This is a genomic window from Streptomyces sp. NPDC045695 (genome assembly GCF_056432025.1).
On the sequence record NZ_JBWKJU010000001.1, the window covers coordinates 215,418 to 241,295 of the forward strand.

Sequence of the window (25,878 nt, forward strand, 5' to 3'; positions counted from 1 at the left end):
ACGATGCGGACAGAGCGCGCCGCGGGCCGACGGCGGCCGCCTCCTCACCCACGGACGATCGGGGCTCCCGTGATCCCCTTCCTCATAGCGAACCGGCGCGCACGACCGGGAACGGTCCGCGTGGTGGCCCTCACCGTCCTCGCCGCCTGCGCCACCGCGTGCAGGAACGACACCGTGCCGGCCTGGGGGTACCCGGAGCTCAAGGCGACCACGACGTCGATCTCCAGGGCCCTCGCCGAACCCTGTGACGAGACGACCCCCGCGAGCTGCGTCGACGGTCTCGACCGGCTGGGCGTCCTGGCGGAGGCGGCCTTCGGAGAGGTCCTCGACCACGAGCTCCTCGACGCCGGATACGTCGACGCGACGAACGGCGCGGCCCGGGCGAAGGCACTCCGGGTCGCCGCCGCGCGGCAGGCCCGGGCACACGACGATCCGCACCACCTCCCCTTCCGGCGCGCGGTGGAGGCGGAACGGCGCGCGTACGAGCGCCTCCTCGCCGAACTGCGCAGCGCGCGCTCCGCCCCGCCTCCCGGTGACGGGCTGGAGCCCGTCTGACCCACCAGCCACAGCACTAGCGCCGCAAGGGCGGCGGGGGGAGCGGCCTGCCGTCCAGGGCCACGAGGGCGAGGACGGTGATCGCGCCCGTCCAGGCCAGGGGCGCGACCGATGAGGGCCTGCCCGCCCGGTCCACCTTCTCCGGCAGCTCGCCGAGCGGGTTCCGCTTGGAGAGGACCCAGTCGAGGACCTGTCCGGCCTTCGCCGTCCTGCCCGTGCCGGCCCAGGCCAGGGCGAAGAACGAGGTACTGGGGGTCCAGGCGACCGCGCCCCAGGGCGCGGCGGGGTCGTTCCCCGGCGTCAGGCCCCCACGGGGCAGGAGCAGGGCCTCGTACGTGCTGTCGAGCGCGGGGGACAGACCGGCCGGGGCCGTGTTGAACGGCGGCGCCATGAACGCCACCGCGCTGTCGTGTCCGTGCCGCCCGTCGACGGTGCGCTGGTATCCCAGGGGCGCGAACCTCGCGGACACGGCGGAGCGCAGCCGCTCGCCGGCCCGGACCCAGCGCGCCGCGTCGTCCGGTCGGTCCAGCTCCCTGGCGAGGTCCGCGCAGGCGGCCAGCCCCGCGAGCAGCGGAGCCGCCGTGCCGATGTTCGCCGTGGTCGTCGACAGCTCCCAGTAGTCGGGGGAGGCCGGGGGCAGCCCGTCCGGCCCCAAGGACGCCGCCGCGCGGTCGGCCGCCTTGCGGATCATCGGGTAGAGGACGGCCAACCGGGCCCGGCGGGTGGCCCGGGGCGCCGCCTGGTACCACTGCCAGGTGGCCCAGGGGACCCAGCCGTTGGCGTCGAGCTGCCACCGTCTGCGGTCCGGGGGGCCGGATCCGTCGAGCTTCGTCCGCGCGTCCCAGGTGCCGTCCTCGCGCTGGGTCGCGGCGCTGTAGCGCAGGATCCGGTAGGCCTCCGCGTCGTGGCCGGTGTGGGCGAACGCGGCCGAGGCGAAGCTGGCGTCACGCGGCCAGGAGTACATCCAGCCGGGAGTCCATCCCGCCGCCACGGCGCCGTTCGGCCGCAGCAGGGCGCGCATCGACAGGAGGGCCCGCTCGGCCGCCGCACGCCGCTCCGGCGTACCGCCGGGGACCGTGCCGGCGGCCAGCCAGGCGCGGCTCCGCTCGATCTGCCGCAGGGCGGCCGGATCCCCGGCGGGCACCACGACCGACGCCGTCCGGCCGGCGGGCAGGTACTTCCACCGGCCGGAGGACAGCTGCAGGACGTTGCTCTGCGGGACGTACCGCGCGCCCTTGGCGGTGAACGGGGAGATGCCCTCGGTGGTGTCCGCGTTGGAGAGGAGCCCGACGGTGGGGGTGGCGGGCAGCGGCATGGAGGCGTAGCTGCCCTCGGCGTCGCCCCGGCCCGCGTGTCCCAGGGGCCCGACGTAGCCGACGTACCACACCGGCCGCTCGTCCCCCGAGCGGCCGCCCACAGGGGGGCCCGCCGCGCACACGGGGAAGGCGGCGGCCGTGAGGGACGCCGTGACGAGCGCCCAGCGCACGAGCAGGACGGCGGGCAACGGCAACCCCACTCCTTCCGGCGGGGCTCCCTGTACGGACCCCGGGGTTCTCATGCTGGAACGGCGGCGCCGAAGCCGCCCGGCGGCGCCGCCGGGCGGGTGAGTCGGGTGGCGTGTCCCGCGGGCCGGCGGCGGCGGAGCGTGGACAATCAGCGGGCGTATCAGCCGTTCATCAGATCGCATCTCGCCGTGAGGGGTGGGCGAATGAGACCTGCTTTCGTCCACAGACTGCTGCCGGGGACGGGCGGCACCCTGGCGGCGGCCGCAGGCGGCCTGATCGCCGTCGGATGCTTCCTCGGGCTCTGCGTGCGCCCCACCTCCGACGACTGGTGCGCCGCCTGGAAGTCCCGTGATCTGGGAGTCCTCGGCATCACCTCCGACTTCTACACGACCCAGAACGGCCGGATCGCCAACGCCTTCCTGAGCGGCGTCGTCTACGGCGACGGGCTGCTCGGACCCAAGCTCCTGCCCTCGGTCATCGCCGCCGCCTTCACCGTCGGCCTGGTCCTGCTGGGGTGCGAGCTCAGCCGCCTTCTCGGCGCCGCGCCGCGGGTACTGCTCCTGACCGCCTGCGCCCTCGTCCTCCAGGCCCTGCTCTACTACGCCGGCACGCGCAGCTACCAAGTGCTGCTCTGGGCCCCCGCCACCATTTCGCACACCCTCCCAAGCGTCATCGGACTGTGGGCGCTCCTGCTCGGCATCCGCGCCTCCCGCCATCCCCGCGCCGCCGTGCGCCGGGGCGCTCTCGCCTCCGCGTTCCTGGCCGGGTTCGTGCTCGGCACCCTCAGCGAGCCGTTCGCGCTGGTCAGCGGCCTCCTGGCGGCCGGAGCCGGGCTGCTGGCACTACCCCGCCTCAGGATGGCGTGGACCTGGTACCCCTTCACCTGGTGCCTGCTCTGGTGCTCCGGGCTCCTCTGCGGCCTGGTCGTGCTCTACACGTCCCCCGGCGCGCGATGGCGCCGCGCACAGCAGCCGGACCGGGAGCCCATGCTCTCGGCAGGCGAGCTCAGGGGCACCTTCGAGGGCTGGCTGCACATGTGGGGCTCGATCACCAGCCAGTGGGCCTACCTCGGAGCAGCCGCCGTCGGCGTCGTGCTGGGGCTGGGACTGGGCCTTCGCAGTGCGGGGGCCGGGGAGCGGGAACCGCGACGGGCCGTCCCGCGGCCCTTGCTGATCAGCGCGGCGCTGCTCCCCGTGCCCGTGGTGCTGCTGGGTTCCTTCGCGGTGGTGCTGGGCCTGCGCAGCGGCTACGGCCCGGACGGCTGGACGTACGCCCGCACCTGGACGAACTTCCTCGTCCTGATGGAACTGGCGCTGTGTGCCTACGGCGTCCTGCTCGGGCGCTGGGCCGGCCGGCGCCTGGCACCCCGACGGAGCAGCGGGGCCGTCCTGGCACTCGTCGTCGTCGCGGCGGGCGGCCTGGCGCTGGCCTCCGTGGCCGCGCTCGTCCCGAGCGTGCGGCAGCTCACGACGGTCACGGTCACCCGCGCCGTCGCCTGGGACGGCCAGAACGCCCGCATCCGGGCCGAGTCGGCGCGGGGCGCCACGGACGTGGGCTACCGGCCCCTGTACATCGGAGCTCTGGCGGAGCCCTTCTTCACGTCCGACTACGAACGGGACTGGGTCGCCGCCTGCGTGTCGAAGTGGTACGGGATCGACCGCATCCACCGCCTGCGATGAGACGGGTGGACCGGCCGTCCGATCCACCCCGTTCCCCTCAGGCGGCGCCGACCGCCTCAGGCAGCCTCGACCGCCCGGCCGGCCGTGGCCGCGTCCAGGCTGTCGACGACGGCCTCCAGGCTGCCGGTCGCCGCGAGGACCCGCCGCTGGCGACGGGCGCCGGTGCCCTGCGCGCGCAGTCTGCCCCACAGGGCTTCGACGGTGCTCAGGTCACCGGCCGCCTCCAGGCCCGGGGCCGCCCGGTCGATCAGCCGGTCGACGAGCAGGACCGCCGGCTCCTCGCGGCCGCTCCAGACGTCCAGCCCCGGGCCGTCGATGCCGTGGGCCGCGGCCAGCCGGTGGGCGCCGAGCAACAGGTGCTCCGGCGTACCGGGCGGCGGGAGGTGCGCGTCCGCCTCGGTCAGCAGGGCTCCCGCGAGGCCCCGTACGAGGGCGGCCGTCAGGACGACGGCGTCCAGGTCGGCGTTGACGTCCGCGACGCGGATCTCCAGCGTCGGCACGTGTTCCGAGGGCCTGGCGTGCCAGTACACCATCCGGCGGTCCAGCAGCAGCCCGGCGCTCACCAGACCGTCGACGTGGGCGAGGTAGGAGCCCTCGTCCAGCAGGGGCGGGGGTCCCACCGTCGGCCAGCAGGAGTGGGCGACATAGCGCCAGCTGTCGAGCCCCGTGTCGTGGCCGCACACGAAGGGGGAGTTCCCCGTGATCGACTGGAGCACCGGCAGCCACGGCCGCATGTGGTTCGCCAGCGCCAGAGCCCGCGCCCGGTCGAGAGAGCCGATGTGCACGTGGCAGCCGCACACCAGGTGGTAGGGGCCCACGAACGCGGCGAACCGGCGTGCCATCCGGTGGTAGCGGTCGTTGTCGGTCACCGTCAGCGGTTCCCGGGGCGCCAGCACCGGGGTGGCCGCGGCGACCGCGACGCAGCCGGCCGTGCGCGCGGCCTGCGCCACCGTGCACCGCAGGCGTGCCAGCTGCTCGCGCAGGTCCTCCCGGTCGGCGGTCGGCCGGGTGCAGACCTCCACCTGGGCGTTGTAGAACTCGGCCTGGACCTGTCCGCCCAGTTCCCCGGCTGCGGCGCGGATCACCTCGGGCGCGCGGTTCACGGGCGCCCTGGTGCGGCGGTCGACGAGCAGGAACTCCTCTTCGACGCCCATGGTCGGAACGTCCATCGAGCCTCCTCGCACGGGCTCCCGGCTCATCCCGGCTCCCGGCGCCTAACGGCCGCCCGACCCCCCGGGCCCTCCCCGCGGCGATGCCTCGAAGGTCGCGGAGGTGTGGCGGGCCCTCGCCCACAGCGGCAGGACGAACCAGCACAGCAGGTACCAGGCCAGCACCCCGGCGACGAGCCAGGGGGCGAGGCCGTTGTGGGTCGTCACCCGCAGGACGAGGAAGAGCGCGGACGTGAGGGTGGCGAGCAGCAGCACGAGCCCGGTGAAGGTCAGCCGGGCCGCCCACACCACCGCCGCGGGTTTGATGCGGCGCCCCGAGACGATGCGGTGGAAGGCCACGGGACCTATGAGCGCCCCCGTCGCCAGCGAGCCCAGCACCACCGTGACGATGTAGATCGTCTTGTCGGTCTGCGGCAGCCCTTGGAAGTGCGGTGTGAAGACGACGGTCAGCAGGAAGCCGAACAGGATCTGTACACCCGTCTGGGCGACCCTGATCTCCTGGATCAACTCCTGCCACTGCCGGTCGGCCCGCTCGTCCGGGCTTTCGTTCCGTCCCCGCGCATCCTGACCCATGGCGCCTCGTATCTCTCCGTCCTCACGACCTACCAGCGGTACCACCGCCCGCCGGAGCTGCGGGCGAAGAAGCCCACCAGCCACAGCACCAGTACGGCGATCGCGACCCACCACAGTGCCTTCACCGCGAAGCCCGCGCCGAAGAGCAGCAGGATCAGCAGCAGCACCAGAAGAAGCGCAACCATGACCTACCCTCCCACGGACGACGCCCTGCCCCTGAGGACGCGAACCTGCGACCCGGGCCAAGCTCGGGCCTACCGGGCGCTTGCCCCCAGGACGCCGACTCATTCCCCCCTCACGCCACGGACGCCGCCCCGGCGCACGGCGTCACCCCGGGCGGCACTCACGCGACCTCGCGGCTCCACGCCAGCGCCCGACCAGCTCCTCGCGGGTCATGGGGATGCCGGCGGCCGCCGCCTTCTCGTACAGCAGGAGGCACACCGAGTGGCAAACGAGACGTACAACTGGCAGAACTCCGGACCGTTGGACAAGTGATAAGAGTTCGAAGGGAAATGGTAAATGGCTGCGATCGTGTATTTTCGGAAAATCGCGGAGACCGAAGAGCGCGTGGAGTATGAATTCGGGGACGACCCCGACAACTTCGAGCGACGACTGACTATGGACAAGGCGTCCTGCACCTCGACGGTCCAGGATGCACAAGTCGACTACACGTTCCTGAAAGCTTCGCGGAAGCTCAACGCGCTGCACATGGAGCGGGGCGTATGGCCGGAGCGAGGGATGAGCGTGAGCTGATCATGGCGTGTAGGAGACGACCTCGATCGCGTGACACAGCGCCTCACCGAAGCCCGGCGCCGCACGAATGGACACGCCGCTCATCACCCTGTGGTGCCCGAAGCCGACCCGCGGCCAGGCGCAGCATCCGCGCTTCTCCGGCCCTTGACCGGTTGTGCGCTGTCGTGCCAACCCCTGGGCGCAAGGGGTCAATGTGGTCGGCCGGGTCGCTCGTAGCTTGAAGAAGTGCCGAGCCGCGGAGGTGGCGGGCACGTTACCGATTGCTTCGAGAGGACCCCTCATGTTCGACATCAACAAGGTGCAGGCCGCCCCGAGCAAGGATCTGCTCACGCCCGACAACTCGGTCATGCTCTTCGTGGACCACCAGCCGCAGATGTTCTTCGGCACCGGGAGCGGCGATCGCGCAGCGATCATCAACAGCACCGTGGGTCTCGCCAAGGCGGCTCGGGCATTCGATGTGCCGGCCGTCCTGACCACGGTCGCCGCCGAGTCCTTCTCCGGGCCCCTGCTGCCGCAGCTCGCCCAGGTGTTCCCCGAGCAGGAGGTCATCGACCGTACGACGATGAACGCCTGGGAGGACGAGGCGCTCGTGGCGGCGGTCAAGGCGACCGGCCGCAAGAAGATCATCCTGTCCGGCCTGTGGACCGAGGTCTGCCTGGTGCTGCCCGCGCTGTCCGCGCTTGAGCAGGGGTACGAGGTGTACGTGGTCTCCGATGCCTCCGGCGGCGTCAGCCCGGCCGCCCACGAGCACGCGCTCCAGCGGATGATCGCCGCCGGCGCCGTCCCGGTGACCTGGGTGCAGGTGCTCCTGGAGCTGCAGCGCGACTGGGCACGCCAGGAGTCGTACGGCGCGGTCATGGAGATCGTCAAGGCCCACGCGGGCGCTTACGGCCTGGGCGTCGTGTACGCGCAGAGCGTCATCGGCGCGCACGCGGCGGGCTGACCTCCTTGGACACCGGCATTCTGATCCTGCGTCTGCTGGTGGGCCTGCTCGTCGCCGGCCATGGCGTGCAGAAGATCAGCTCGCACCTGGGCGGCAGGGGACTCCAGGGCGGCACGGAGGAGTTCCGCGCCGACGGATTCCGCGGCGGAGCCCTCACCGCACTGGCGGCCGGAGGCGGTCAGATCGGATCGGGTCTGCTGCTCGCCGCAGGCTTCCTGACCCCGCTCGCCGCGACCGGCGCCATCGGGGTCATGACGGTCGCGCTCACCGTGAAATGGCGCCATGGCCTCTGGGTGCAGAACGACGGCTACGAGTACCCGCTCGTCCTCATCGGCACCGCCGCCGCCCTCGCCGCCACCGGGCCCGGAACCTGGTCCCTCGACGCGGCCCTCGGCCTCACGCCGTTCCCGCTGTGGTGGGCGGCCCTCGCGCTCGTGGCGGGACTCGGCAGTGGATTCCTCACCCGGCTCGTTCTGCACCGGCCCCCCGCCCCGGCGACCGCTGACCGCTGAGCGCGAGCCGCACAGACCGGGTCCGGCCGCCCGAGTACCCCCGACCGGGCGGCCGGGCCCTTCCCACCCTCCCTCCCTCCCTCCCTCCCTCCCTCCCTCCCGAAACAGGAGCACCCGATGGACACCCTCACGCCCCCGTACGGGGGCGGCCAGCCCCTGCTGCATCAGAAGGGGGCCGAGAGCCAGGCGTTCGGCACGCTCAAGCAGTTGCCGATCGGTCTCGGCCACGACACCCGCATGTACGCGTGCCAGCGACTGAACCGCGTACTCGCCGACACGCAGATCCTGTACTCCCTCTACAAGAAGCACCACTGGCTGATGCGCGGGGCGACCTTCTACTCGCTCCACCTGATGCTGGACAAGCATGCGGAAGCCCAACTGGCCATCGTGGACGCGCTGGCCGAGCGCGTCCAGAGCCTCGGCGGCGTCGCCGTCGGAGACCCCCGCCACATCGCGGAGCTGACCGCGATACCCCGGCCGCCGGACGGTGTGGAGCCGGTGCCCGTGATGCTGTCGCGGCTCCTCGACGCGCACGAGCGGATCCTGACCGACGCCCGGGACGCCGCCGCCCGGCTCTCCGAGGAGGGCGACGAGGGCAGCGTCGACCTGCTCGTCTCCGATGTCATCCGCACCGGCGAGGCGCAGGTGTGGTTCCTGGCCGAGCACCTCGTGGACACCCCTCTGGTGCGCGGCTGACGGACGAGTGTTCCTACCGTGCCTGCGTGCCGAACAAGGCCCTGCCGCGACCCGGCGCCCGAGCGGCGGCGCGGTCGGTCGACGGGGCCTGACAGGTGGTCACGGCGGCACTCAACCCGGCGCGCGTCCTGGCCCGGCGTGACCGTTTCACCGGGCGCGATGACGACACCGGCCAGACCGACCGGCTCGACGGTGGGGATTCGCGCTCGTACGGGGGCAAGGACGGCTCGCCGGGGAGCGCCGGGTGGAGGTGACCGGGGGCCGACGGCAGGGTCCGCACCCTGCTGGCCCGGAACGCGGTCGTGGTCTGCACCGGCACGGAGCCAGCCCGCCGGTCGAAGGGCTCGACCGGAGCGGTGTGCGGACCCCGGCAGGCCACCATGGCCGACGCGGTGCCCGAGCGGCTCGTCCTCATCGGCGGGGGAGCGGTGGCCTGCGAGGTGGCCGCCGCGTGGCGCACGCTCGGCTCCTCCGTCACCCTGCTCGTCCGCGACCAGGCCCTGCTGAGCGGCTGGCAGCCGTGTGCCGGTGAAGAGGTCACCGGCCGCGGCCGCTTGCCGCCAAGTTCCCCGGCCCCACCCTCGCTGACACGGTGAACGCCCAGTCGTACCCGCTGCCCGGCGGTGGCACCGGCACCGAACTCATCATCGAACGGGCCAAGTTCCACCGGTAGTCGCCGGTGACGTCCCGCCGCCGACGCTGCCGTCATGGCCGCGGGCCAGCGCCCGGTCGCCACCGCCGCGCTAGGTCCTGTCGTCAAAGGGGCGCCGGTCAGGCGGGACTTTGACGACAGGGCCTAGCACCGACGTGATCCTCGACGCCGTACGGGCGACCCGCTGAGCCCCCGACCTGCGCCCTCTCGTACATCCCCAGAAGGAGAACCCCTCATGAAGAACCGTCCGATCCTCGAACCCGCCGCCCAGGCCTTCGCCGACGCCACCGCCCAGCCGCCGTACCTCTACCAGATCCCCGTCGCCCAAGGCCGTAAGGCCGTGGACGGCGTCCAGAGCGGTGAGGGCGTCCCCCTGCCCGAGGTCGACGAGGAGTGGATCACCGTCCACGGCGGCCCGACCGGCGACGTCCGCGCCCGGATCGTCCGCCCCCGCGGCGCCACCGGCCCGCTCCCGGTCATCCTCTACATCCACGGAGCGGGCTGGGTCTTCGGCAACGCCCACACCCACGACCGGCTCGTCCGCGAACTCGCCGTCGGCACCCGGGCGGCCGTCGTCTTCCCCGAGTACGACCTCTCGCCCGAGGCCCGCTACCCCGTCGCGATCGAGCAGAACTACAGCGTCGCCGAGTGGATCGCCCGCGAGGGGCACCACAAGGACCTCGACGGCACCCGGGTCGCCGTCGCGGGCGACTCGGTCGGCGGCAACATGACCGCCGCCCTCACCCTCATGGCCAAGCAGCGCGGCGACGTCATGCTCGTCCAGCAGGTCCTCTTCTACCCGGTCACGGACGCCAGCTTCGACACCGACTCGTACCACCAGTTCGGCGAGGGCTACTTCCTGCGCCGCGACGCCATGAAGTGGTTCTGGGGCCAGTACACGACCGCCGAGGCCGAGCGCGCCCAGATCACCGCCTCTCCGCTGCGCGCCTCCACCGAGCAGCTCAGCGGCCTGCCGCCGGCCCTGGTCATCACTGCCGAGGCCGACGTCCTGCGCGACGAGGGCGAGGCGTACGCGGCGAAGCTCCGCGCCGCAGGCGTCCCCACCACGGCCCTGCGCGTCCAGGGGACCATCCACGACTTCGTCATGCTGAACGCGCTGCGCGAGACGCAGGCCGCGGAACTCGCCATCGGTCTCGCCATCGACACCCTGCGCAAGGCCCTCGCATGACCGGGCCCTCCACGAGCATGCCGGCGGCGGGCCCCGTCCCCGCCCCGCGTCGGGAACACGAGCACGCCGACCTCCTCGTCCGTAACGCCAAGGTCTTCACCGGTGACCCCGACCGGCCCGAGGCCCGCGCCGTCGCGATCCGCGACGGCCGGGTCACGGCCCTCGGTGACGACCACGACCTCGCCCACCTCGTCGGGCCGGGGACCAAGGTCGTCGACGCCCTCGGCCGCCGCGTGATCCCCGGCCTGAACGACTCGCACCTGCACGTCATCCGGGGCGGACTGAACTACGTCCTGGAGCTGCGCTGGGACGGGGTGCGCAGTCTGCGCCACGCCCTCGCGATGCTGCGTGAGCAGGCCGGCCGCACCCCGAAGGGGCAGTGGATCCGGGTGGTGGGCGGCTGGACCGCTGAGCAGTTCGCCGAGCGCAGGATGCCGACCGTCGCGGAGCTGAACGCCGCCGCCCCCGACACCCCGGTCTTCGTCCTGCACCTGTACCAGTCGGCCCTCATGAACCGGGCCGCCGTCAAGGCTGCCGGATTCACCCGGGACACCCCCGATCCGCGCGGCGGACAGATCGTGCGCGGCCGGGAGGGCGAACCCAACGGCGTCCTCCTCGCCGCCCCGGGCGCGCTCATCCTGTACTCGACCCTGGCCAAGGCGCCGGCCCTCGACGAGGCCGACAAGCGGACGTCGACGCGCCACTTCCTTCGCGAGCTGAACCGCTTCGGGCTGACGTCCGCGGTCGACGCCGCCGGCGGGTTCCAGAACTTCCCCGACGACTACGCCACGGTCGTCGACCTCGCCAGGTCGGAGGAGCTGACCCTCCGGATCGCCTATCACCTCTTCCCGCAGACGGCCGGACAGGAGCTCGCCGACCTGAGGCGATGGACCGAGATGGTCAAGCCCGGGGACGGGGACGAGTGGCTCCGGCTCAACGGCGCGGGCGAGAACCTGACCTGGGCCGCCGCCGACTTCGAGAACTTCTCCGAACCCCGTCCCGAACTCGCCGCGGGGTACGAGGCCGAGTTCGAGGGCGCCGTAAGGCTCCTGATGGAGAACGGCTGGGGCTTCCGGCTGCACGCCACCTACGACGAGACGATCCGCCGGGACCTGGCCGTCTTCGAGAAGCTCGCGGCCGAAGGGCTGTTCCCCGGTGACAACCGCTGGCTCTTCGACCACGCGGAGACCGTCTCGGCCGGCAGCCTCGACCGGATCGCGGCCCTCGGTGGCGCCCTCTCCGTCCAGAACCGCATGTCCTTCCAGGGCACCGCCTTCCGCGACCGTTACGGCGCGGAGGCCGCCGCCCACACGCCGCCGGTCCGGGCCATGCTGGACAGGGGACTGACCGTCGCCGCCGGAACCGACGCCACCCGCGTCTCCTCGTACAACCCCTGGGTCGCTCTCCACTGGCTGGTCACCGGGCGCACCGTCGGCGGTGCGGCCCTCTACCCGGCCGGGAACCTGATCGACCGGGAGAGCGCCCTCGGCCTCTACACCCGGGGCGGAGCGCAGCTCACCGGCGAGCAGGACGTCAAGGGCAGGCTGAGGGAGGGTTATTACGGCGACCTCGCGATCCTGTCCGACGACTTCCTCACGGTGCCCGAGGACGTCATTCCCGACATCGAGTCCGTCCTCACCGTCGTCGGCGGCCGCATCGTCTACGCCTCCGCCGAGTACGACGGTCTCGACGAGGCCGTCCCGCCGGTCACCCCGGAGTGGAGCCCCGTGGCCCACTTCGGCGGCTACCAGAACGGAGCCCGCCAGGCATCGGCCGTGGTCGAGGCCGTCGCCGAGTCCGAGCAGCACCGCCGGTGGCGCGTCGCCCGGGGCTCCGTCCCCGACACGACGCCGTCCTTCGTCGACCCCTGCTTCGAGCACTGAAAGAGAGATGCACCCGATGTCCGCAGCCTCCTCCGCCGCCGACGGCGGCGACACCCGGGCGACCTCGCCGGACGCGCCCCCGGGACGTCGTTTCGAACCGGACCTACGGTCGATGACACGGATCAACCTGCGCCCCATCGCCTCGCCCATGCCTCTCGGCTTCTTCACGATAGCCATCGCCTCCGTGATGACGGGCTGCCTCCAGCTCGGGCTCTTCGACGAGGCGGCCCGCGCTGCCGTCGCCTACACCGTGCTGCCGGCCTTCGTCCTCCAACTCCTGGTGAGTTTCCTGGCCTTCGGTGCCCGCGACGTGATCGCGGCGACGCTGATGGCGGTCTTCGCGGGCAGCTGGCTCCCCTATTCGCTCATCATGCTGAGCGGCGCCGCCGACGGCCTTCAGGTTCTCGGCGTGTTCAACCTGGCACTGCTCTGCTTCGGGGCCCTGATGACCGCCGTGACCCGGCCCAAGCGCGCGCTGTGGCTCGTCCTCGCGGTCTCGCTGCCCCGCTGGGCGGCCACCGGCCTCGCAGGCGTCACCGGCGCCGAATGGCTGACCCGCACGTCCGGTGCGCTCGGCCTCCTGGTGGCGCTGGTCGCGATGTACACGGCGTTCGCCTTGATGCTCGAGGACATGCGGAGCGAGCAGGTCCTGCCCATCGGCCGCAGCGGCCCCGCCCACCTGGCCGTGGAAGGCGACCTGACCGTCCAGCTCCGCAACCTGGAACGCCAGGCGGGCGTACGCCGCACGCTCTGACCGCGCCCACCCACCCCGACACACCACGACCGCACAGGAGCACCCATGGAACCGCAGGTGACGGACCGGCCCCAGAAGTCCCGGTACGAGATCCTCGCCGGCGACGACGGCACCGAGACCGCGGGCTTCGCCGAATACCACCTCTCGGAGGGTGAGATCGCCTTCATCCACACCGAGATCGACAGCCGGTTCGCCGGCCAGGGTCTGGGCGGTCTCCTTGCCCGGGGAGCGCTCGACGGCGCCCGGGCCCGTGGGCTGAGCGTCCTGCCGTACTGCCCCTTCATCCGGGGCTGGATCGGCAAGCACCCCGAGTACACCGACCTGGTGCCCGAGGCGAGGCGCGCCCGCTTCGGTCTGTGAAGCACCACACGAACACCGCACCTCCGCCTCCCGCATCCCCAGCCCCATCCCCCGTCACGCACCGAGGAGTACCCCATGCCCCGACACGCCCGCCCGACCGTCGTCCTGGTCCACGGCGCCTTCGCCGACGCCTCCAGCTTCGCCCGCGTCATCCCCGAGCTGACCGCCGCCGGCATGGAAGTGGTGGCCCCGGCGGTGCCCAACCGCAGCCTCGTCGACGACGCCGCGTACATCGCCTCGGTGATCCGCGCCGTCGAAGGCCCCGTGGTCCTGGTCGGACACTCCTACGGCGGTGCCGTCATCACCCTCGCCGGGACGGAGGACAACGTCCGCGCACTGGTGTACCTCGCGGGATACGCGCTGGAGGAGGGCGAGAGCCTGGGCGAGCTGCAGGGCCGCTTCCCCGACTCCGGTCTCGCCGACGCGCTCGTCTACACCCCGTTCCCGGTGGCCGGCTCCACCGAGACCGGCACCGACGTCTCGGTGGAGATCGAGAAGTTCCCCGCCCTCTTCGCGGCGGACGTCGACCCCGACCTCGCCGCGGTGCTCGCCGTCTCCCAGCGCCCCCTGGCCGCACGTGCCTTCTCGGAGGCGGCGCCGGTCGCGGCGTGGAAGACCAAGCCCTCGTGGGGCCTGGTCGCCTCCTGCGACCGCACGATCAACCCCGATGTGGAGCGCTACGGCTATCAGCGCGCCGGCATGACCACTGTCGAGGTCGACTCCTCCCACCTGGTCATGCTCGCCCAGCCCAAGGCCGTGGCGGAGCTGATCCAGGACGCGGTCCGGTCCACCGTCCACTGACCCGATCGTTCAGGATCGAACGATTAGTCGATAATGTTCGAGCGCTGGTAGCTTCTGATCGCCCCCGAGGATCCTTCGGCGGGCGATCGGAGGAGCTACACCCATGAGGTTCGGCGCGAGGCTCACGCTCGTCGTCACCGCCCTCGCCGCCCTTGCCACCGCCTGCGGTGTTCCGCAGGCCAGTGCCCCGCACTCGCACACCGCCGCGGACTGCGGGCCCTACACCAAGTACGGCAAGCACCCCGGCACCAAGGTCACCGTCTACGCGGAGAACCGCGACCGGGAGGCCGACCTGTTCGAAGAGACCTGGGCGGACTTCGCGGACTGCACGGGAATCGACGTCCAGTACGAGGGGGACGGGGAGTTCGAGGCCCGGATCCAGCTCCGGGTCGACGGCGGCAGTGCGCCTGACGTGGCGTTCTTCCCTCAGCCCGGGCTCCTGGAACGCTTCGCGCGGGCGGGTGAGCTCAAACCCGCGAGCGCCGGGGTCGTGGCCCTCGCGAAGCAGGGCTGGTCGGCGGACTGGAACAGCTACGCGACCGTGAACGGCACCCTCTACGGCACGCCGCTGGTCGCCAACGTGAAGTCGTTCGTCTGGTATTCGCCGAAGTTCTTCCGGGACAGGGGACTGAGCGTTCCCCGCACGTGGTCCGAGCTGATGGCCTTGACGGAGAAGGTCGCGGCGTCGGGCGTCAAGCCGTGGTGCGCGGGCATCGAGTCCGCCGAGGCGACCGGCTGGCCCGTGACGGACTGGATCGAGGACGTCCTGCTGCGTCAGCAGGGCACGGACGTCTACGACCAGTGGGTCGCCCACAAGATCCCGTTCAACGACGCGCGCGTGATCAAGGCCATGGACACCGTGGGGTCCATCCTCAAGAACGACCGGTACGCCAACGGCGGTTTCGGCCCGGCCCGTTCGATGGCGTCGATCTCCTTCCAGGAGGCCGGCACACCGATTCTCTCCGGCGACTGTGCGATGCACCGCCAGGCCTCGTTCTATGCCGACATGTGGCCGAAGGGCACCGAGATCGGACCGGAGGGGGACGTGTACGCCTTCCTCCTGCCGGGTGCCGACCCCGCCAACCGCCCCGTACTGGGCGGTGGGGTGTTCACCGCGGTGTTCGCCGACCGTCCCGAAGTACGGGCCTTCCAGGAGTATCTGGCCTCCGCGGACTTCGCGAACGCGCGTATGAAGAAGGGCCCGTTCGTCTCGGCGAACAAGGGCGTGGATCCGGCGAACGCCGCGACCGCGGTCGACACGCTGTCGATCCAGCTGCTCCAGGACCCCAGGACACAGTTCCGGTTCGACGGTTCGGACCTGATGCCCGCCTCGGTCGGCGCCGGGACGTTCTGGAAGGGAGCCGTCGACTGGATCGGCGGCGCGAGCACCCGGCAGGTCGCCGACTCCGTCGAACGATCCTGGCCGAGCCACTGATGTCGTTCGACGCCGTCGCCCAGCAGCCCAAGCTGCTCTACCTGCTCCAGGGCGTCGCCGCCTTCGCGGCGGTGGTCTCCCTGATCCTCCTGGCGCTGCACCGGGGGCCGGTTCGGAGAAGGGCCGCGGCCCTTCTCCTGCTGGCCCCCGCGCTGCTGCTGCTCACCGTGGGTCTCCTCCTGCCCGCTCTGCGCACCCTGGCGCTGTCGTTCACGGAGAACGGGGGAGACGCGTGGGCCGGCTTCGACAACTACGTGTGGATGTTCACCGACCCCCGGGCGATGGTCGCGCTGCGCAACACCCTGGCGTGGGTGGTGCTCGTGCCGTCGCTGGCCACCTCGGTCGGTCTGCTCTACGCGGCGGCCGTCGTACGGTCGCGGTTCAGAGCGTTCGCGCTGTCCCTCGTCCTGATGCCGATGGCGATTTCGTTCGTCGGCGCGGGTGTCGTGTGGAAGTTCGTCTACGCCTACCGTCCCGCGGAGGCCGCGCAGATCGGGCTGCTGAACCAGCTCGTCCTCGCGTTCGGCGGCGAACCGAGGCAATGGCTCGTGGACTCTCCCTGGAACGTCCTGTTCCTCATCGGGGTGATGGTGTGGACACAGGCGGGCTTCGCGGCCGTCCTGCTGGCCGGCGCGATCAGGGCCGTTCCCGGAGAGCTGACCGAGGCGGCCCGACTCGACGGCGCGTCCCCCCGTCAGATCTTCTGGCGGATCACCATGCCGTCCGTTAGGCCCACTCTGCTCGTCGTGGTCCTCGCCCAGGTGATCGGCACCTTCAAGGCCTTCGACATCGTCAAGACCATGACCGGAGGACAGTTCGACACGGGCGTCATCGCCCAGGAGATGTACGACCGGGCCTTCCGCTACGGCGAAACGGGCCGCGGCGCCGCTCTCGCCGTTCTCCTCTTCGTCCTCGTCACGCCCTTCGTCGCCCACCAGGTCCGGGCACAGCGGAGGGCGGGGTGAAGGGTGTCCGGGAGCGTCTGGCCTCCCGCGCCTTCACGTCGATCGCCGTGGTGATCGCGGTCGTCTGGACGACACCGACCCTCGGTCTGCTGCTCTCCTCGTTCCGTCCCGAGGAGGAGATCAAGACGACGGGCTGGTGGACCGTGTTCGGTACGCCGCATCTCACGCTCGACAACTACGGCGAGGTGCTGTCCGGCGGGCACGGGTCGGGGCGGCTTGCGGAGTACTTCGTCAACTCCGTCGTCATCACGCTCCCCTCGGTGCTGTTCCCGCTCGTGCTGGCGTTCTTCGCGGCCTATGCCCTGGCGTGGATCGACTTCAGGGGGCGGGACGCGCTCGTCGTCGGCATCTTCGCGCTCCAGGTCGTGCCGCTCCAGATGGCGCTCGTTCCCTTGCTGAGGCTGTTCTCCCAGGGCTGGCTGTTCTTGCCCGCGTGGGACGTCACCGGTCCCGCGCGGTTCGGCCAGGTCTGGTTCGCCCACACGGTCTTCGCGCTGCCGTTCTCGGTGTTCCTCCTGCACAACTTCCTGGCGGGGCTGCCCCGGGACCTGATCGAGGCCGCCCGCGTCGACGGCGCGTCGCACGGGACGCTGCTGCTCCGGATCGTGCTGCCCCTGGCCCGCCCGGCCCTGGTCTCCTTCGCCGTCATCCAGTTCATCTGGGTGTGGAACGACCTCCTCGTGGCACTGACGCTGTCGGGCGGGACGGCGGCGACCGCGCCGATGACGGTCAGACTGGCGAGCCTGGCCGGTACGTACGGCAACGAGTGGCAGCGGCTCACCGCAGGAGCCTTCGTGGCGGCGTTCGTCCCGCTGCTCGTGTTCTTCTCCCTCCGGCGGCACGTCGCAGGGGGACTGCTCGCCGGATCGGTCAAAGGATGAGCCCCGAGCGGCCCGAGGGGGAGGGCATGGCGGTGTCCGGGAGCGCGGCGCTGAGCCGGCCCGGGCTGCGGGGCCGCGAAGCCGAGTTGGAGCGGCTGCGCGCCCTGATCGAGGGGGTGCGGGGCGGCGAGGGAGGAGCGATCGCGCTGCTCCTGGGCGAGCCCGGGATAGGGAAGACCGTACTGCTGCAGGAGACCGTCTCGATCGCGCGGGCCCAGGGGTTCGTCGTCAGCCATGGACGCGCCGAGGAACTGCACGAGCTGGCACCGCTCGCCTCGCTGGCCTCCGGCCTCCTGCACGGTGACCCGCCGCTGCTGTCCAGCACGGACTTCGCTCACCTCGCGGACTATCACGGCCAGCGCATCTGGCTCGTCGAACGGCTGGCCCAGCTGGTCGAGGAACGCTCGGGGGGCACGCCCGTACTGATCGCCGTCGACGACGTCCAATGGGCCGACCCGCTGAGCCGGTTCGCCCTGAGCGTCATGCCGGCACGGCTGCTCAGCTCCCCGGTCCTCTGGCTGCTCACGGGCAGGAACGACCCGGAGCTGTATGGGCAGGGGCCGCGGACGACGGCCCTCCCCCTCCGGCCGCTGTCCGATGCGGCCCTGGCCGAGCTGGCACGGGACGTTCTCGGCGGGGACGTGCCGACGCAGGTCGCGGGACTTCTCGACGGGGCGGGAGGCAACCCCTTCCTCGCGGCCGAGATGCTCGCGGGCATCGCCGCGTCGGGCTCGGACGTGCCGGAGCCGCCGGAGCGGCTGGTCCTCGGTGTACGCGACCGGCTGGCCGACCTACGGCCGGACACCCTCCACTTCCTGCGGATCGGCTCGGTCCTCGGCCGCGCGTTCTCGCTCGCGGACGCCGCCGCCCTGTGCGGCCGGCCCGCCTCCGGACTCAGCGCCGAAGTGGACGAGGCGATCGCCGCCGCCCTCCTCCACGACGACGGCGAACGCCTCCTGTTCCGCCACGACCTGCTCCGCCAGGCGGTGTACGCCGATCTCGCCCCCTCCGTACGCCGGGCGCTCCACCGTGAGGCCGCGAGCCGGCTCGTCGTGGCGGGCCGGAGCTCCACCGACGCCGTCCCGCATCTGCTGAAGAGCGCCGAACCCGGCGACCAGGAGGCGATCGGGCTGCTCGGCACGGCCGCCACGGACGTGATCGCCGTGATGCCCGACCTCGCCGCCGACCTGTCCGTACGCGCTCTGGAACTCGTACCGCCCCATGCGCCCATGCTGTTCGACGTGGGAGAACGGGCCATCGTCGCGCTGACCCGCGCGGGCCGGTACACCGAGGCACGGGAGACCGGCGACACGCTGCTGGCCCGGCAGCCACCCCTGGACGTCTTCGCCCGTCTGCAGTCCGTACTCGGCGACACGCTGTGGCACCTCGACGACATCCACGAGCTGACCCGCCGCTCGACGGCAGCGCTGGCAGCCGTCACCGACCCGGTGATCCGCGCCCGGCTCACCGCCCGGCAGGCCCTCGCCCGGTCCCGCGGGCGCGACCTCGGGGCCGCTCGCGAGACCGGCGAACGGGCGCTCGCCGAGGCGGAGCGGTCCGGTGACCGGGAGGCCCGTGTCCTCGCGCTGTGGGGCCTCGGCGAGATCGCCCTCAACGCGGGCGACTGCGCCGCCGCCGTCGAACACCACACGGCGCTCAGCGTGTTCGACACGGCCTTCCTGCCCGAGGAGGCCGTCGCCCGGATCCACATGGACGACTTCGACACCGTACGGCGACTGCTCCGGACGGCGGGCGACGCTCCCCTGCGCCCCGCCATGCTGAGCTGGGCCCAGGGAACCCTGAACATGGGGCTCGGCCGGCTCGACGACGCGGACGCCGACCTCGTCACCGCCGAGCGGCTCGAAGCGGACCTCCACGTGCCCGGCAACCTGGTCAACATCCGCGTCAACCGCGGCCTCCTCGCGCTGCTGCGCGGCGACCGCGAAGCCGTGCGGGACCACCTGGACGTCGTGCGGGCGACCGTGGCCGAGCGGCCGAACACGGGCAACCACGCCACGCACCAGTACTTCGAGGCCGTCGTCGCCGACGCCGACGGCGACCACGCGGCAGCGGCCGAACTGGTCCGATCCGTGCAACGGGACCATCCCTTCCTCCGGTGGCGGTTGCTGCGCCCCCATGTCGTCCAGGCCGTGCGGATCGCCCTGCGCGGCGGGGACCGGAACCTGGCCGAGGACCTTGCGGCCCAGGCCGTCGAGCACGCCAGCCGCAACCCCGGGGTGCCGACCGCCCAGGGGGCGGCCGCCCACGCGTCCGCCTTGACGAACGCCGACCCCGCACTCCTGGAGCGGTCGGTCGGCATCCTCCTCACCGGCCCCCGGCCGCTGCCCCTCGCCGCCGCATCCGCCGACCTCGGGCACGCGCTCCTCACAGCAGGCGACCCCGCGGCGACACCTGCTCTGACCAGGGCACACGACATCTACGCCCAGGCGGGGGCCGATGTCGAGGCCGACCGGGTCCGGGCCGAGCTGGAACGGGCCACCAGCCGCTCCGGCCGGCGCCCCGGAAGCCTCCGGCCGCGCCCCGACCAGGGCTGGGACGCGCTCACGGCCTCGGAACGCAAGGTCGCCCGGCTGATCGCCGCTGGCCACACCAACCGGTCGGCCGCGGAGGCCCTCGTCGTCTCCCCGCACACGGTCAACACCCATCTGGCGTCGATCTTCCGCAAGCTCTCGGTGCGCTCGAGGGTCCACCTGGCCCGGATCGTGCTTGCGGAAGGCAACACCGGAACAGGCACCGGCGGCTGAGTGACCAATGCGCCCTCGTGCAAGGTGTGGTGCGTTGTACGGCAACAGGAGGCGCAGGACCGGTCCTAGCGTGACGGGCATGCCGCGCCGCTTCGACGCGCGGACCAGCCGACCCGAATCGAGGAAGCATCCCCATGCCGTACATCACCGTGGGCCAGGAGAACACCAACCCCGTCGAGCTGTACTTCGAGGACCAGGGCGCCGGGCAGCCGGTCGTCCTCATCCACGGCTTCCCGCTCGACGGTCACTCCTGGGAGCGGCAGAGCGCCGCGCTGCTCGACGCCGGCTACCGCGTGATCACGTACGACCGCCGCGGATTCGGGCAGTCCTCGCAGCCGACGAGCGGCTACGACTACGACACCTTCGCGGCCGACCTGAACACCGTGATGGAGACGCTCGACCTGAGCGACGCCGTCCTCGTCGGCTTCTCCATGGGCACCGGCGAGGTCGCCCGCTACATAGCCACGTACGGATCCGCCCGCGTCGCCAAGGTCGCCTTCCTGGCCTCGCTGGAGCCCTGCCTGCTCAAGAGCGACGACAACCCGGACGGGGTGGCCCCGAAGGAGTTCTTCGACGGCGTCGTCTCCGCCGTCAAGGCCGACCGCTACGCCTACTACACCGCCTTCTTCCAGGACTTCTACAACCTCGACGAGAACCTGGGCACCCGCATCAGCGAGGAGGCCGTCCGCAACAGCTGGAACACCGCGGCCCGCGGCGGCTCCTTCGCCGCGTCCGCCGCGCCGGCGACCTGGTACACCGACTTCCGCGCCGACATCCCCGCGGTCGACGTGCCCGCCCTGATCCTGCACGGCACCGCCGACCGCATCCTGCCGGCCGAGGGCACCGCCCGCCCCTTCCACAAGGCGCTCCCGTCGGCCGACTACGTCGAGATCGAGGGCGCCCCGCACGGCCTGCTGTGGACCCACGCCGAGGAGGTCAACACCGCCCTCCTCGCCTTCCTGGCGAAGTGACGCCGCACGTTGACCCGCCGGGTGACGCCGGAGCCCCCGACGTCACCCCGGCCCCGGTTCCCGTCGCGGGAACCGGACGAGCCCAGGAGAGCAGGCACCATGCAGTTCGGCGTCTTCACCGTCGGGGACGTGACCCCCGACCCCACCAACGGCCGTACTCCGACCGAACACGAGCGCATCAAGGCGATGGTCGCCATCGCCCTCAAGGCCGAGGAAGTCGGCCTGGACGTCTTCGCGACAGGCGAGCACCACAACCCGCCGTTCGTCCCGTCGTCACCGACGACCATGCTCGGCTACATCGCCGCCCGCACCGAGAAGCTGATCCTGTCCACGTCCACGACGCTGATCACCACCAACGACCCGGTGAAGATCGCCGAGGACTACGCGATGCTCCAGCACCTGGCCGACGGCCGGGTCGACCTCATGCTGGGGCGCGGCAACACCGGTCCGGTCTACCCGTGGTTCGGACAGGACATCCGCCAGGGCATCAACCTCGCCAAGGAGAACTACACGCTGCTGCGCCGGCTGTGGCGCGAGGACGTCGTGGACTGGGAGGGCACGTTCCGTACGCCGCTCCAGGCCTTCACTTCGACACCCAGGCCCCTGGACGGCGTCCCGCCCTTCGTCTGGCACGGATCCATCAGGTCCCCCGAGATCGCGGAGCAGGCCGCCTTCTACGGCGACGGCTTCTTCCACAACAACATCTTCTGGCCGGCCGACCACACCAGACGCATGGTGCAGCTCTACCGGCGCCGGTTCGCGCACCACGGCCACGGCCGGCCGCAGGACGCCATCGTCGGCCTGGGCGGACAGGTCTTCATGCGCAAGAACTCCCAGGACGCCGTACGGGAGTTCCGTCCCTACTTCGACAACGCTCCGGTGTACGGCCACGGCCCGTCGCTGGAGGACTTCACCGAGCAGACCCCGCTGACGGTGGGCTCTCCCCAGCAGGTCATCGAGCGGACCCTGTCGTTCCGGGAGAGCATCGGCGACTACCAGCGTCAGCTGTTCCTGATGGACCACGCGGGCCTGCCTCTGAAGACCGTCCTCGAACAGCTGGACATCCTCGGCGAAGAGGTCGTGCCCGTCCTGCGGAGGGAGTTCGCGAAGGGTCGCCCGGCCGACGTGCCGCAGGCCCCCACGCACACGTCGCTCCGAGCCGTCCGGGAGGTGTCCCCCTCATGAAGCTGATCGTCGTGTCCGCGGGGCTCAGCACGCCCTCCTCCACCCGCCTGCTCGCGGACCGGCTGGCCGAGGCGGCCCGCGACGAACTCGCCTCCCGGCAACAGGCGCCGTCGACCGAGGTCGTGGAGCTGCGGGAACTGGCCGGGGACATCGCCAACCACCTCGTGACAGGCTTTCCTCCCCCGCGGCTGAGCGCCGCGATCGACGCGGTGACGGCGGCTGACGGCCTGATCGTGGTGACTCCCGTGTTCGCGGCTTCCTACAGCGGTCTCTTCAAGTCCTTCTTCGACGTGATCGATCCGGACGCCCTCTCCGGGAGGCCGGTCCTGATCGCGGCGACCGGCGGTACCGCCCGCCACTCCCTGGTCCTCGAGCACGCCGTGCGCCCGCTCTTCGCCTATCTCCGCGCCGTCGTCGTCCCCACCGCCGTGTTCGCCGCCTCCGAGGACTGGGGCTCGGGGGGAGACGAGTACACCGACGGCCTGCCCGGCCGCGTCCGCAGGGCAGGCGTCGAGCTTGCCGCGCTCATGGAGGCGCGCCCGGTCGGTGAAGAGCCCGCGGACGACGTCACCGTCCTCGAACGGCAACTCGCCGACCTGCGCTTCGACTGAGACGGGCCCCTGGCCCGGGCGACGGCGAGGTGGTTCATATGGTTCATACTGTTCCGCCGTATGAGCGTGAACCGAGTGACGACGAGGACCGTGCCCGAGGAGCTCGACGGGGTACGGACGCCGCTGCGCGGCAGGGACGCCGAACTGGCGTTCATCGAGGCGCGGCTCGACGCGCTCGACCGGGGGGAAGGCGGGATCGTCCGCGTCGAAGGCCCCGTCGGCATCGGCAGGTCCAGGATCCTCGCGGAGTCCGCGGCAGCCGCAGGGCGGCGCGGGACGAGGGTGTTCGAGGGAGCGGCGGACCCCGACGAACAGTTCGTGCCGCTCGGCCCGCTCCTCGACGGTCTGCTCTCCGGCGAGGAACCACTGTCGGGAGCCGTCCGCCTCAGGGATCTCGCCACGACACCTGGCCAGCGCTTCTGGCTGCTCCAGGAACTGGGGGACCGCCTGAGGGAGACGGCTCGAAACGGCCCGCTGCTCGTCGTCCTCGACGACCTCCAGTGGTGCGACGACCTGACCCTTCTCACCTTCCGCACCCTCGCGGCCGGACTCTCGTCGCACGCCATCCTGTGGATGGTCGGCGTGCGCGGCGGCCGCGTGCCGTCCGGAGTGCGCACGACCCTGGACCGGATCCGACGGGCAGGCGCACACGAGCTGGCGCTGGGAGCGCTGGACGACCGGGCGACCACACGGATCACCGAGGACGTCCTCGGCGCCGCTCCCGACCCGGACGTCCTGCGCGTCGTCCGTCGCGCCGAAGGGGTCCCGCAGCTGCTGGTCGAGCTGCTCGGCTCGCTTCGGAAGGCGGTGACGATCACGAACGGCACGGGCAGGCTGCCGGCGGGACCCCCCGCCCCGCGGGAACTCCCCTCCGTCGTGCGCCGCCTCGACCAGCTGTCCGGCGAGGCACGGGAGCTGGTCCAGACGGTGGCCGCCGTGGGCGGTCCGGTCACCGTCGCGCTGCTGGCCGAACTGCTCGGCAGGTCATCGGCGGCGCTCATCACAGCGGTGCGGGAATCCCTCGACGCCGATCTGCTCATCGAAAGCGGCGATCGCCTCGCCTTCCGCCACGGCCTGGTCCTCGAGGCGGTGGAAGCCGGCCTCCCCCTGCCCCTGCGTCAAGCCCTGCGTGGTCAAGCCGCCGAGCTGCCGCCGGGGAGCGCGGCCTCCTCCGTGGAGCGTCCCGGGCCGTCGGCCGGGAGAGCGTCGGCAGATGTGGCGCAGGCCGGGGGAGCGGCGCCCGGAAACGTGGCGGAGGCCGACCGGCTGCGCACCGCCGCGGCGGAACTCGCGGCCACCGCTCCCGGACCCGCCGCGGAACGCAGTCTCAAGGCCCTGGAGCTCACCACGGCGGACGCTCCGGAGCGGCCGCGGGTCATCGCCGAGACGATCCCGTTGCTCTGGCAGACGGGCCGGGCCGCCCGGGCGCGTGAACTGGGGGCCTCCGCCCTGGCGACCGGGGCCCTCGGACCAGAGGACGAGGCGCGCATACGCCTTGCCCTGGCACGCCTCGCCGTACCGTTCGACTTCTCCGAGGCGGTCCGTCAGGCCCGCGCCGGGTCGGCACTGCCCGGGATCCCCGTGGACGTGAGGGGGCGACTGCTCGCCATGCTCGCTGTCGGCCTGTCGATGTCGGGCGAGCACGCGGCGGCCGAGCAGGTCGCCGCGGAGGCATGGGAGACCGCGGCGGCAGCGGGGGACCGCTCAGCCGAGGCCACGCTGACGACGGTCCGCTCGGCGGTGAGTTTCCACCGCATGGACTTGACCGAGGCGTTCCGGCAGGCCGAGCGGTCCGCCGCGCTGGCCGACGCCCTGGGCGTCAGCACCTCGCTGTGGGTTCCGGAGGCCTTGTGGCACGCTCTCCTGTCGAACACCACCGGACGCTCCGCGGAGGCGCTCGCCGCCGCGGAGGACGGCATCCGGATCACCAGGGAGCAGGGCCGGACAGCGGCCACCGGTATGTGGCTCATGACCCGCTCCCGCATCCTTCTGGAGGCCGGACGGCTGGCGGACGCCCGGGCCGACGCCGAAGCCGCGTCCGCGACGACCGACGACCTCGGCCCGGGCAACCTGGCCGACGTCACGCTCCGGTACGTGATGATGCGCGTCGCCCTCCACACCAACGACGAGCAGAGCGCCCGGGCGTACGCGGCGCAGGCGAGGCGCATGCGGAGCGACGGCGCACCCGTCGTCCGGCAGTTCGGCTCCTGGATGCTGGCGCTGATGGCCGACTTCGAAGGCCGGCCCGACCGCGCCATGGCCGAACTCGACGAGGTGATGACGTCGCCCGCCGCGGACCGGCCGGCGTACGCCGGCTTGGTCGACCCCGCCGACGCCCCGGTCCTCGTCCGCCTGGCGCTGCGTGCCGGCGTACACGAACGGGCCGCGCAGGCAGTGGCCCTGGCCGAGCGACTAGCCGTGCTCAACCCCCACCTCACGTTCCTGGCCGCCACCGCCGCACACGCCCGGGGGCTGCTCGACAACGACCTCGCTCCTCTCGTACGCGCCGTCCGGCTGTACGAGGACTGCCCTCGGCCGCTGGCCCGGGCTTCGGCACTGGAAGACGCCGGACGCAAGCTGGCGGTCACCCGCAAGCCCGAAGCGGTGCCGTACTTCGACACGGCCCTCGCGCTCTACGCGCGAGCGGGCGCCGAGCGGGACGTCGCACGCGTCCGCCGGCGCCTGCGGGCCGCTGGCGTCCGCCGCCGGCCCTCGACCGCCGGACTGTCCGGTGCATGGCCCGAGCTGACGACCGCGGAGACAAGGGTGGCAAGACTCGTGGCCCAAGGGCTGACCAACCAGCAGGTGGCCGAGCGCCTCTCGCTCTCGCCGCACACGGTGAGTTCGCACCTGCGCCGGACCTTCACCAAGCTGGACATCACCTCGCGCATGGAGCTGACCCGGCTGGTGAAGCACCGCGACAGCGGAGAGTAGTCGCTTCGTATCCCACGCATGCGTCATCGCAATGGACGATTCGTGTGATGTGCCGAGGTCGTCGCTTCCTCAGAATGATCAAGAGCCGCGGAATGGAGAAGTCCGCG

24 protein-coding genes are annotated in these 25,878 nt (G+C 72.0%); 20 read left to right on the forward strand and 4 right to left on the reverse strand.

The window, feature by feature from the left end:
• Positions 1 to 123: 123 nt before the first annotated feature.
• Positions 124 to 555 (forward strand): hypothetical protein, encoded by a 432-nt coding sequence (locus AC07DU_RS00990; RefSeq protein WP_479108856.1) that lies wholly within the window; start codon positions 124 to 126, stop codon positions 553 to 555.
• Between the two features lie 16 nt (positions 556 to 571).
• On the opposite strand, the gene AC07DU_RS00995 is transcribed toward AC07DU_RS00990, so the two are convergent.
• Positions 572 to 2,065 (reverse strand): glycoside hydrolase family 15 protein, encoded by a 1,494-nt coding sequence (locus AC07DU_RS00995; protein ID WP_479108858.1) that lies wholly within the window; start codon positions 2,063 to 2,065, stop codon positions 572 to 574.
• Positions 2,066 to 2,263: 198 nt separating this feature from the next.
• Between AC07DU_RS00995 and AC07DU_RS01000 the strand changes: the two genes are divergently transcribed.
• The gene (locus tag AC07DU_RS01000) at positions 2,264 to 3,739 is read left to right on the forward strand and encodes a DUF6056 family protein (RefSeq protein ID WP_479108860.1); all 1,476 of its coding nucleotides are present in this window, start codon (positions 2,264 to 2,266) and stop codon (positions 3,737 to 3,739) included.
• 56 nt (positions 3,740 to 3,795) lie between these two features.
• Here the strand turns inward: AC07DU_RS01000 and AC07DU_RS01005 are convergent, their stop codons facing one another.
• Genes AC07DU_RS01005 through AC07DU_RS01015 form a run of 3 tightly spaced genes read right to left on the reverse strand, consistent with a single transcriptional unit; the run spans position 3,796 to position 5,666 of the window.
• Complete coding sequence (locus AC07DU_RS01005) at positions 3,796 to 4,908, reverse strand: carboxylate-amine ligase (protein ID WP_479108862.1); 1,113 nt, start codon at positions 4,906 to 4,908, stop codon at positions 3,796 to 3,798.
• Between the two features lie 45 nt (positions 4,909 to 4,953).
• Positions 4,954 to 5,481, reverse strand: a complete 528-nt coding sequence (locus AC07DU_RS01010) for a DUF6328 family protein (RefSeq protein WP_479108864.1) — start codon at positions 5,479 to 5,481, stop codon at positions 4,954 to 4,956.
• Positions 5,482 to 5,510: 29 nt separating this feature from the next.
• On the reverse strand, positions 5,511 to 5,666 hold the full coding sequence (locus tag AC07DU_RS01015; protein WP_361943183.1) for a hydrophobic protein: 156 nt from the start codon (positions 5,664 to 5,666) through the stop codon (positions 5,511 to 5,513).
• Positions 5,667 to 6,000: 334 nt separating this feature from the next.
• On the opposite strand from AC07DU_RS01015, the gene AC07DU_RS01020 reads away from it, so the two are divergent.
• The 18 genes from AC07DU_RS01020 (at position 6,001) to AC07DU_RS01105 (ending at position 25,771) form a co-directional block, all read left to right on the forward strand.
• On the forward strand, positions 6,001 to 6,234 hold the full coding sequence (locus tag AC07DU_RS01020; protein ID WP_479108866.1) for a hypothetical protein: 234 nt from the start codon (positions 6,001 to 6,003) through the stop codon (positions 6,232 to 6,234).
• Positions 6,235 to 6,514: 280 nt separating this feature from the next.
• Positions 6,515 to 7,177 carry a hydrolase gene (locus AC07DU_RS01025; protein WP_479108868.1) on the forward strand — a complete coding sequence of 221 codons (663 nt, stop codon included), beginning with the start codon at positions 6,515 to 6,517 and terminating at the stop codon, positions 7,175 to 7,177.
• A 5-nt stretch (positions 7,178 to 7,182) separates the two neighbouring features.
• Positions 7,183 to 7,689 (forward strand): DoxX family protein, encoded by a 507-nt coding sequence (locus tag AC07DU_RS01030; RefSeq protein WP_479108870.1) that lies wholly within the window; start codon positions 7,183 to 7,185, stop codon positions 7,687 to 7,689.
• 117 nt (positions 7,690 to 7,806) lie between these two features.
• A complete protein-coding gene (locus AC07DU_RS01035; protein ID WP_479108872.1) occupies positions 7,807 to 8,385 on the forward strand; it encodes a Dps family protein in 579 nt (192 codons plus the stop codon).
• A 284-nt stretch (positions 8,386 to 8,669) separates the two neighbouring features.
• Entirely contained in the window at positions 8,670 to 8,981 is a 312-nt protein-coding gene (locus AC07DU_RS01040; protein WP_479109353.1) for an FAD-dependent oxidoreductase, read from the forward strand.
• 291 nt (positions 8,982 to 9,272) lie between these two features.
• Positions 9,273 to 10,226: an alpha/beta hydrolase gene (locus AC07DU_RS01045; protein ID WP_479108874.1), complete on the forward strand. Its 954-nt coding sequence runs from the start codon at positions 9,273 to 9,275 to the stop codon at positions 10,224 to 10,226.
• Complete coding sequence (locus AC07DU_RS01050) at positions 10,223 to 12,109, forward strand: amidohydrolase (protein WP_479108876.1); 1,887 nt, start codon at positions 10,223 to 10,225, stop codon at positions 12,107 to 12,109. The genes AC07DU_RS01045 and AC07DU_RS01050 overlap by 4 nt, the downstream gene beginning before the upstream one ends.
• A 16-nt stretch (positions 12,110 to 12,125) precedes the next feature.
• Positions 12,126 to 12,863 carry a GPR1/FUN34/YaaH family transporter gene (locus AC07DU_RS01055; RefSeq protein ID WP_479108878.1) on the forward strand — a complete coding sequence of 246 codons (738 nt, stop codon included), beginning with the start codon at positions 12,126 to 12,128 and terminating at the stop codon, positions 12,861 to 12,863.
• Between the two features lie 45 nt (positions 12,864 to 12,908).
• Positions 12,909 to 13,223, forward strand: coding sequence for a GNAT family N-acetyltransferase (locus AC07DU_RS01060; RefSeq protein ID WP_479108880.1), 315 nt, complete (start codon positions 12,909 to 12,911; stop codon positions 13,221 to 13,223).
• Between the two features lie 75 nt (positions 13,224 to 13,298).
• Entirely contained in the window at positions 13,299 to 14,024 is a 726-nt protein-coding gene (locus AC07DU_RS01065) for an alpha/beta fold hydrolase (protein WP_479108882.1), read from the forward strand.
• 103 nt (positions 14,025 to 14,127) lie between these two features.
• On the forward strand, positions 14,128 to 15,459 hold the full coding sequence (locus tag AC07DU_RS01070; RefSeq protein WP_479108884.1) for an ABC transporter substrate-binding protein: 1,332 nt from the start codon (positions 14,128 to 14,130) through the stop codon (positions 15,457 to 15,459).
• On the forward strand, positions 15,459 to 16,424 hold the full coding sequence (locus AC07DU_RS01075) for a carbohydrate ABC transporter permease (RefSeq protein WP_479108886.1): 966 nt from the start codon (positions 15,459 to 15,461) through the stop codon (positions 16,422 to 16,424). Before AC07DU_RS01070 ends, AC07DU_RS01075 begins: the two co-directional genes overlap by 1 nt.
• Positions 16,421 to 17,305: a carbohydrate ABC transporter permease gene (locus AC07DU_RS01080; protein WP_479108888.1), complete on the forward strand. Its 885-nt coding sequence runs from the start codon at positions 16,421 to 16,423 to the stop codon at positions 17,303 to 17,305. The genes AC07DU_RS01075 and AC07DU_RS01080 overlap by 4 nt, the downstream gene beginning before the upstream one ends.
• On the forward strand, positions 17,302 to 20,070 hold the full coding sequence (locus tag AC07DU_RS01085; protein ID WP_479108890.1) for a helix-turn-helix transcriptional regulator: 2,769 nt from the start codon (positions 17,302 to 17,304) through the stop codon (positions 20,068 to 20,070). Before AC07DU_RS01080 ends, AC07DU_RS01085 begins: the two co-directional genes overlap by 4 nt.
• A gap of 134 nt (positions 20,071 to 20,204) precedes the next feature.
• Positions 20,205 to 21,041 (forward strand): alpha/beta fold hydrolase, encoded by an 837-nt coding sequence (locus tag AC07DU_RS01090; RefSeq protein ID WP_479108892.1) that lies wholly within the window; start codon positions 20,205 to 20,207, stop codon positions 21,039 to 21,041.
• Between the two features lie 99 nt (positions 21,042 to 21,140).
• A complete protein-coding gene (locus AC07DU_RS01095; protein WP_479108894.1) occupies positions 21,141 to 22,226 on the forward strand; it encodes an LLM class flavin-dependent oxidoreductase in 1,086 nt (361 codons plus the stop codon).
• Entirely contained in the window at positions 22,223 to 22,837 is a 615-nt protein-coding gene (locus AC07DU_RS01100; protein WP_479108896.1) for an FMN reductase, read from the forward strand. The genes AC07DU_RS01095 and AC07DU_RS01100 overlap by 4 nt, the downstream gene beginning before the upstream one ends.
• A gap of 60 nt (positions 22,838 to 22,897) precedes the next feature.
• Complete coding sequence (locus AC07DU_RS01105) at positions 22,898 to 25,771, forward strand: helix-turn-helix transcriptional regulator (protein ID WP_479108898.1); 2,874 nt, start codon at positions 22,898 to 22,900, stop codon at positions 25,769 to 25,771.
• The last annotated feature ends 107 nt before the right edge of the window (positions 25,772 to 25,878 follow it).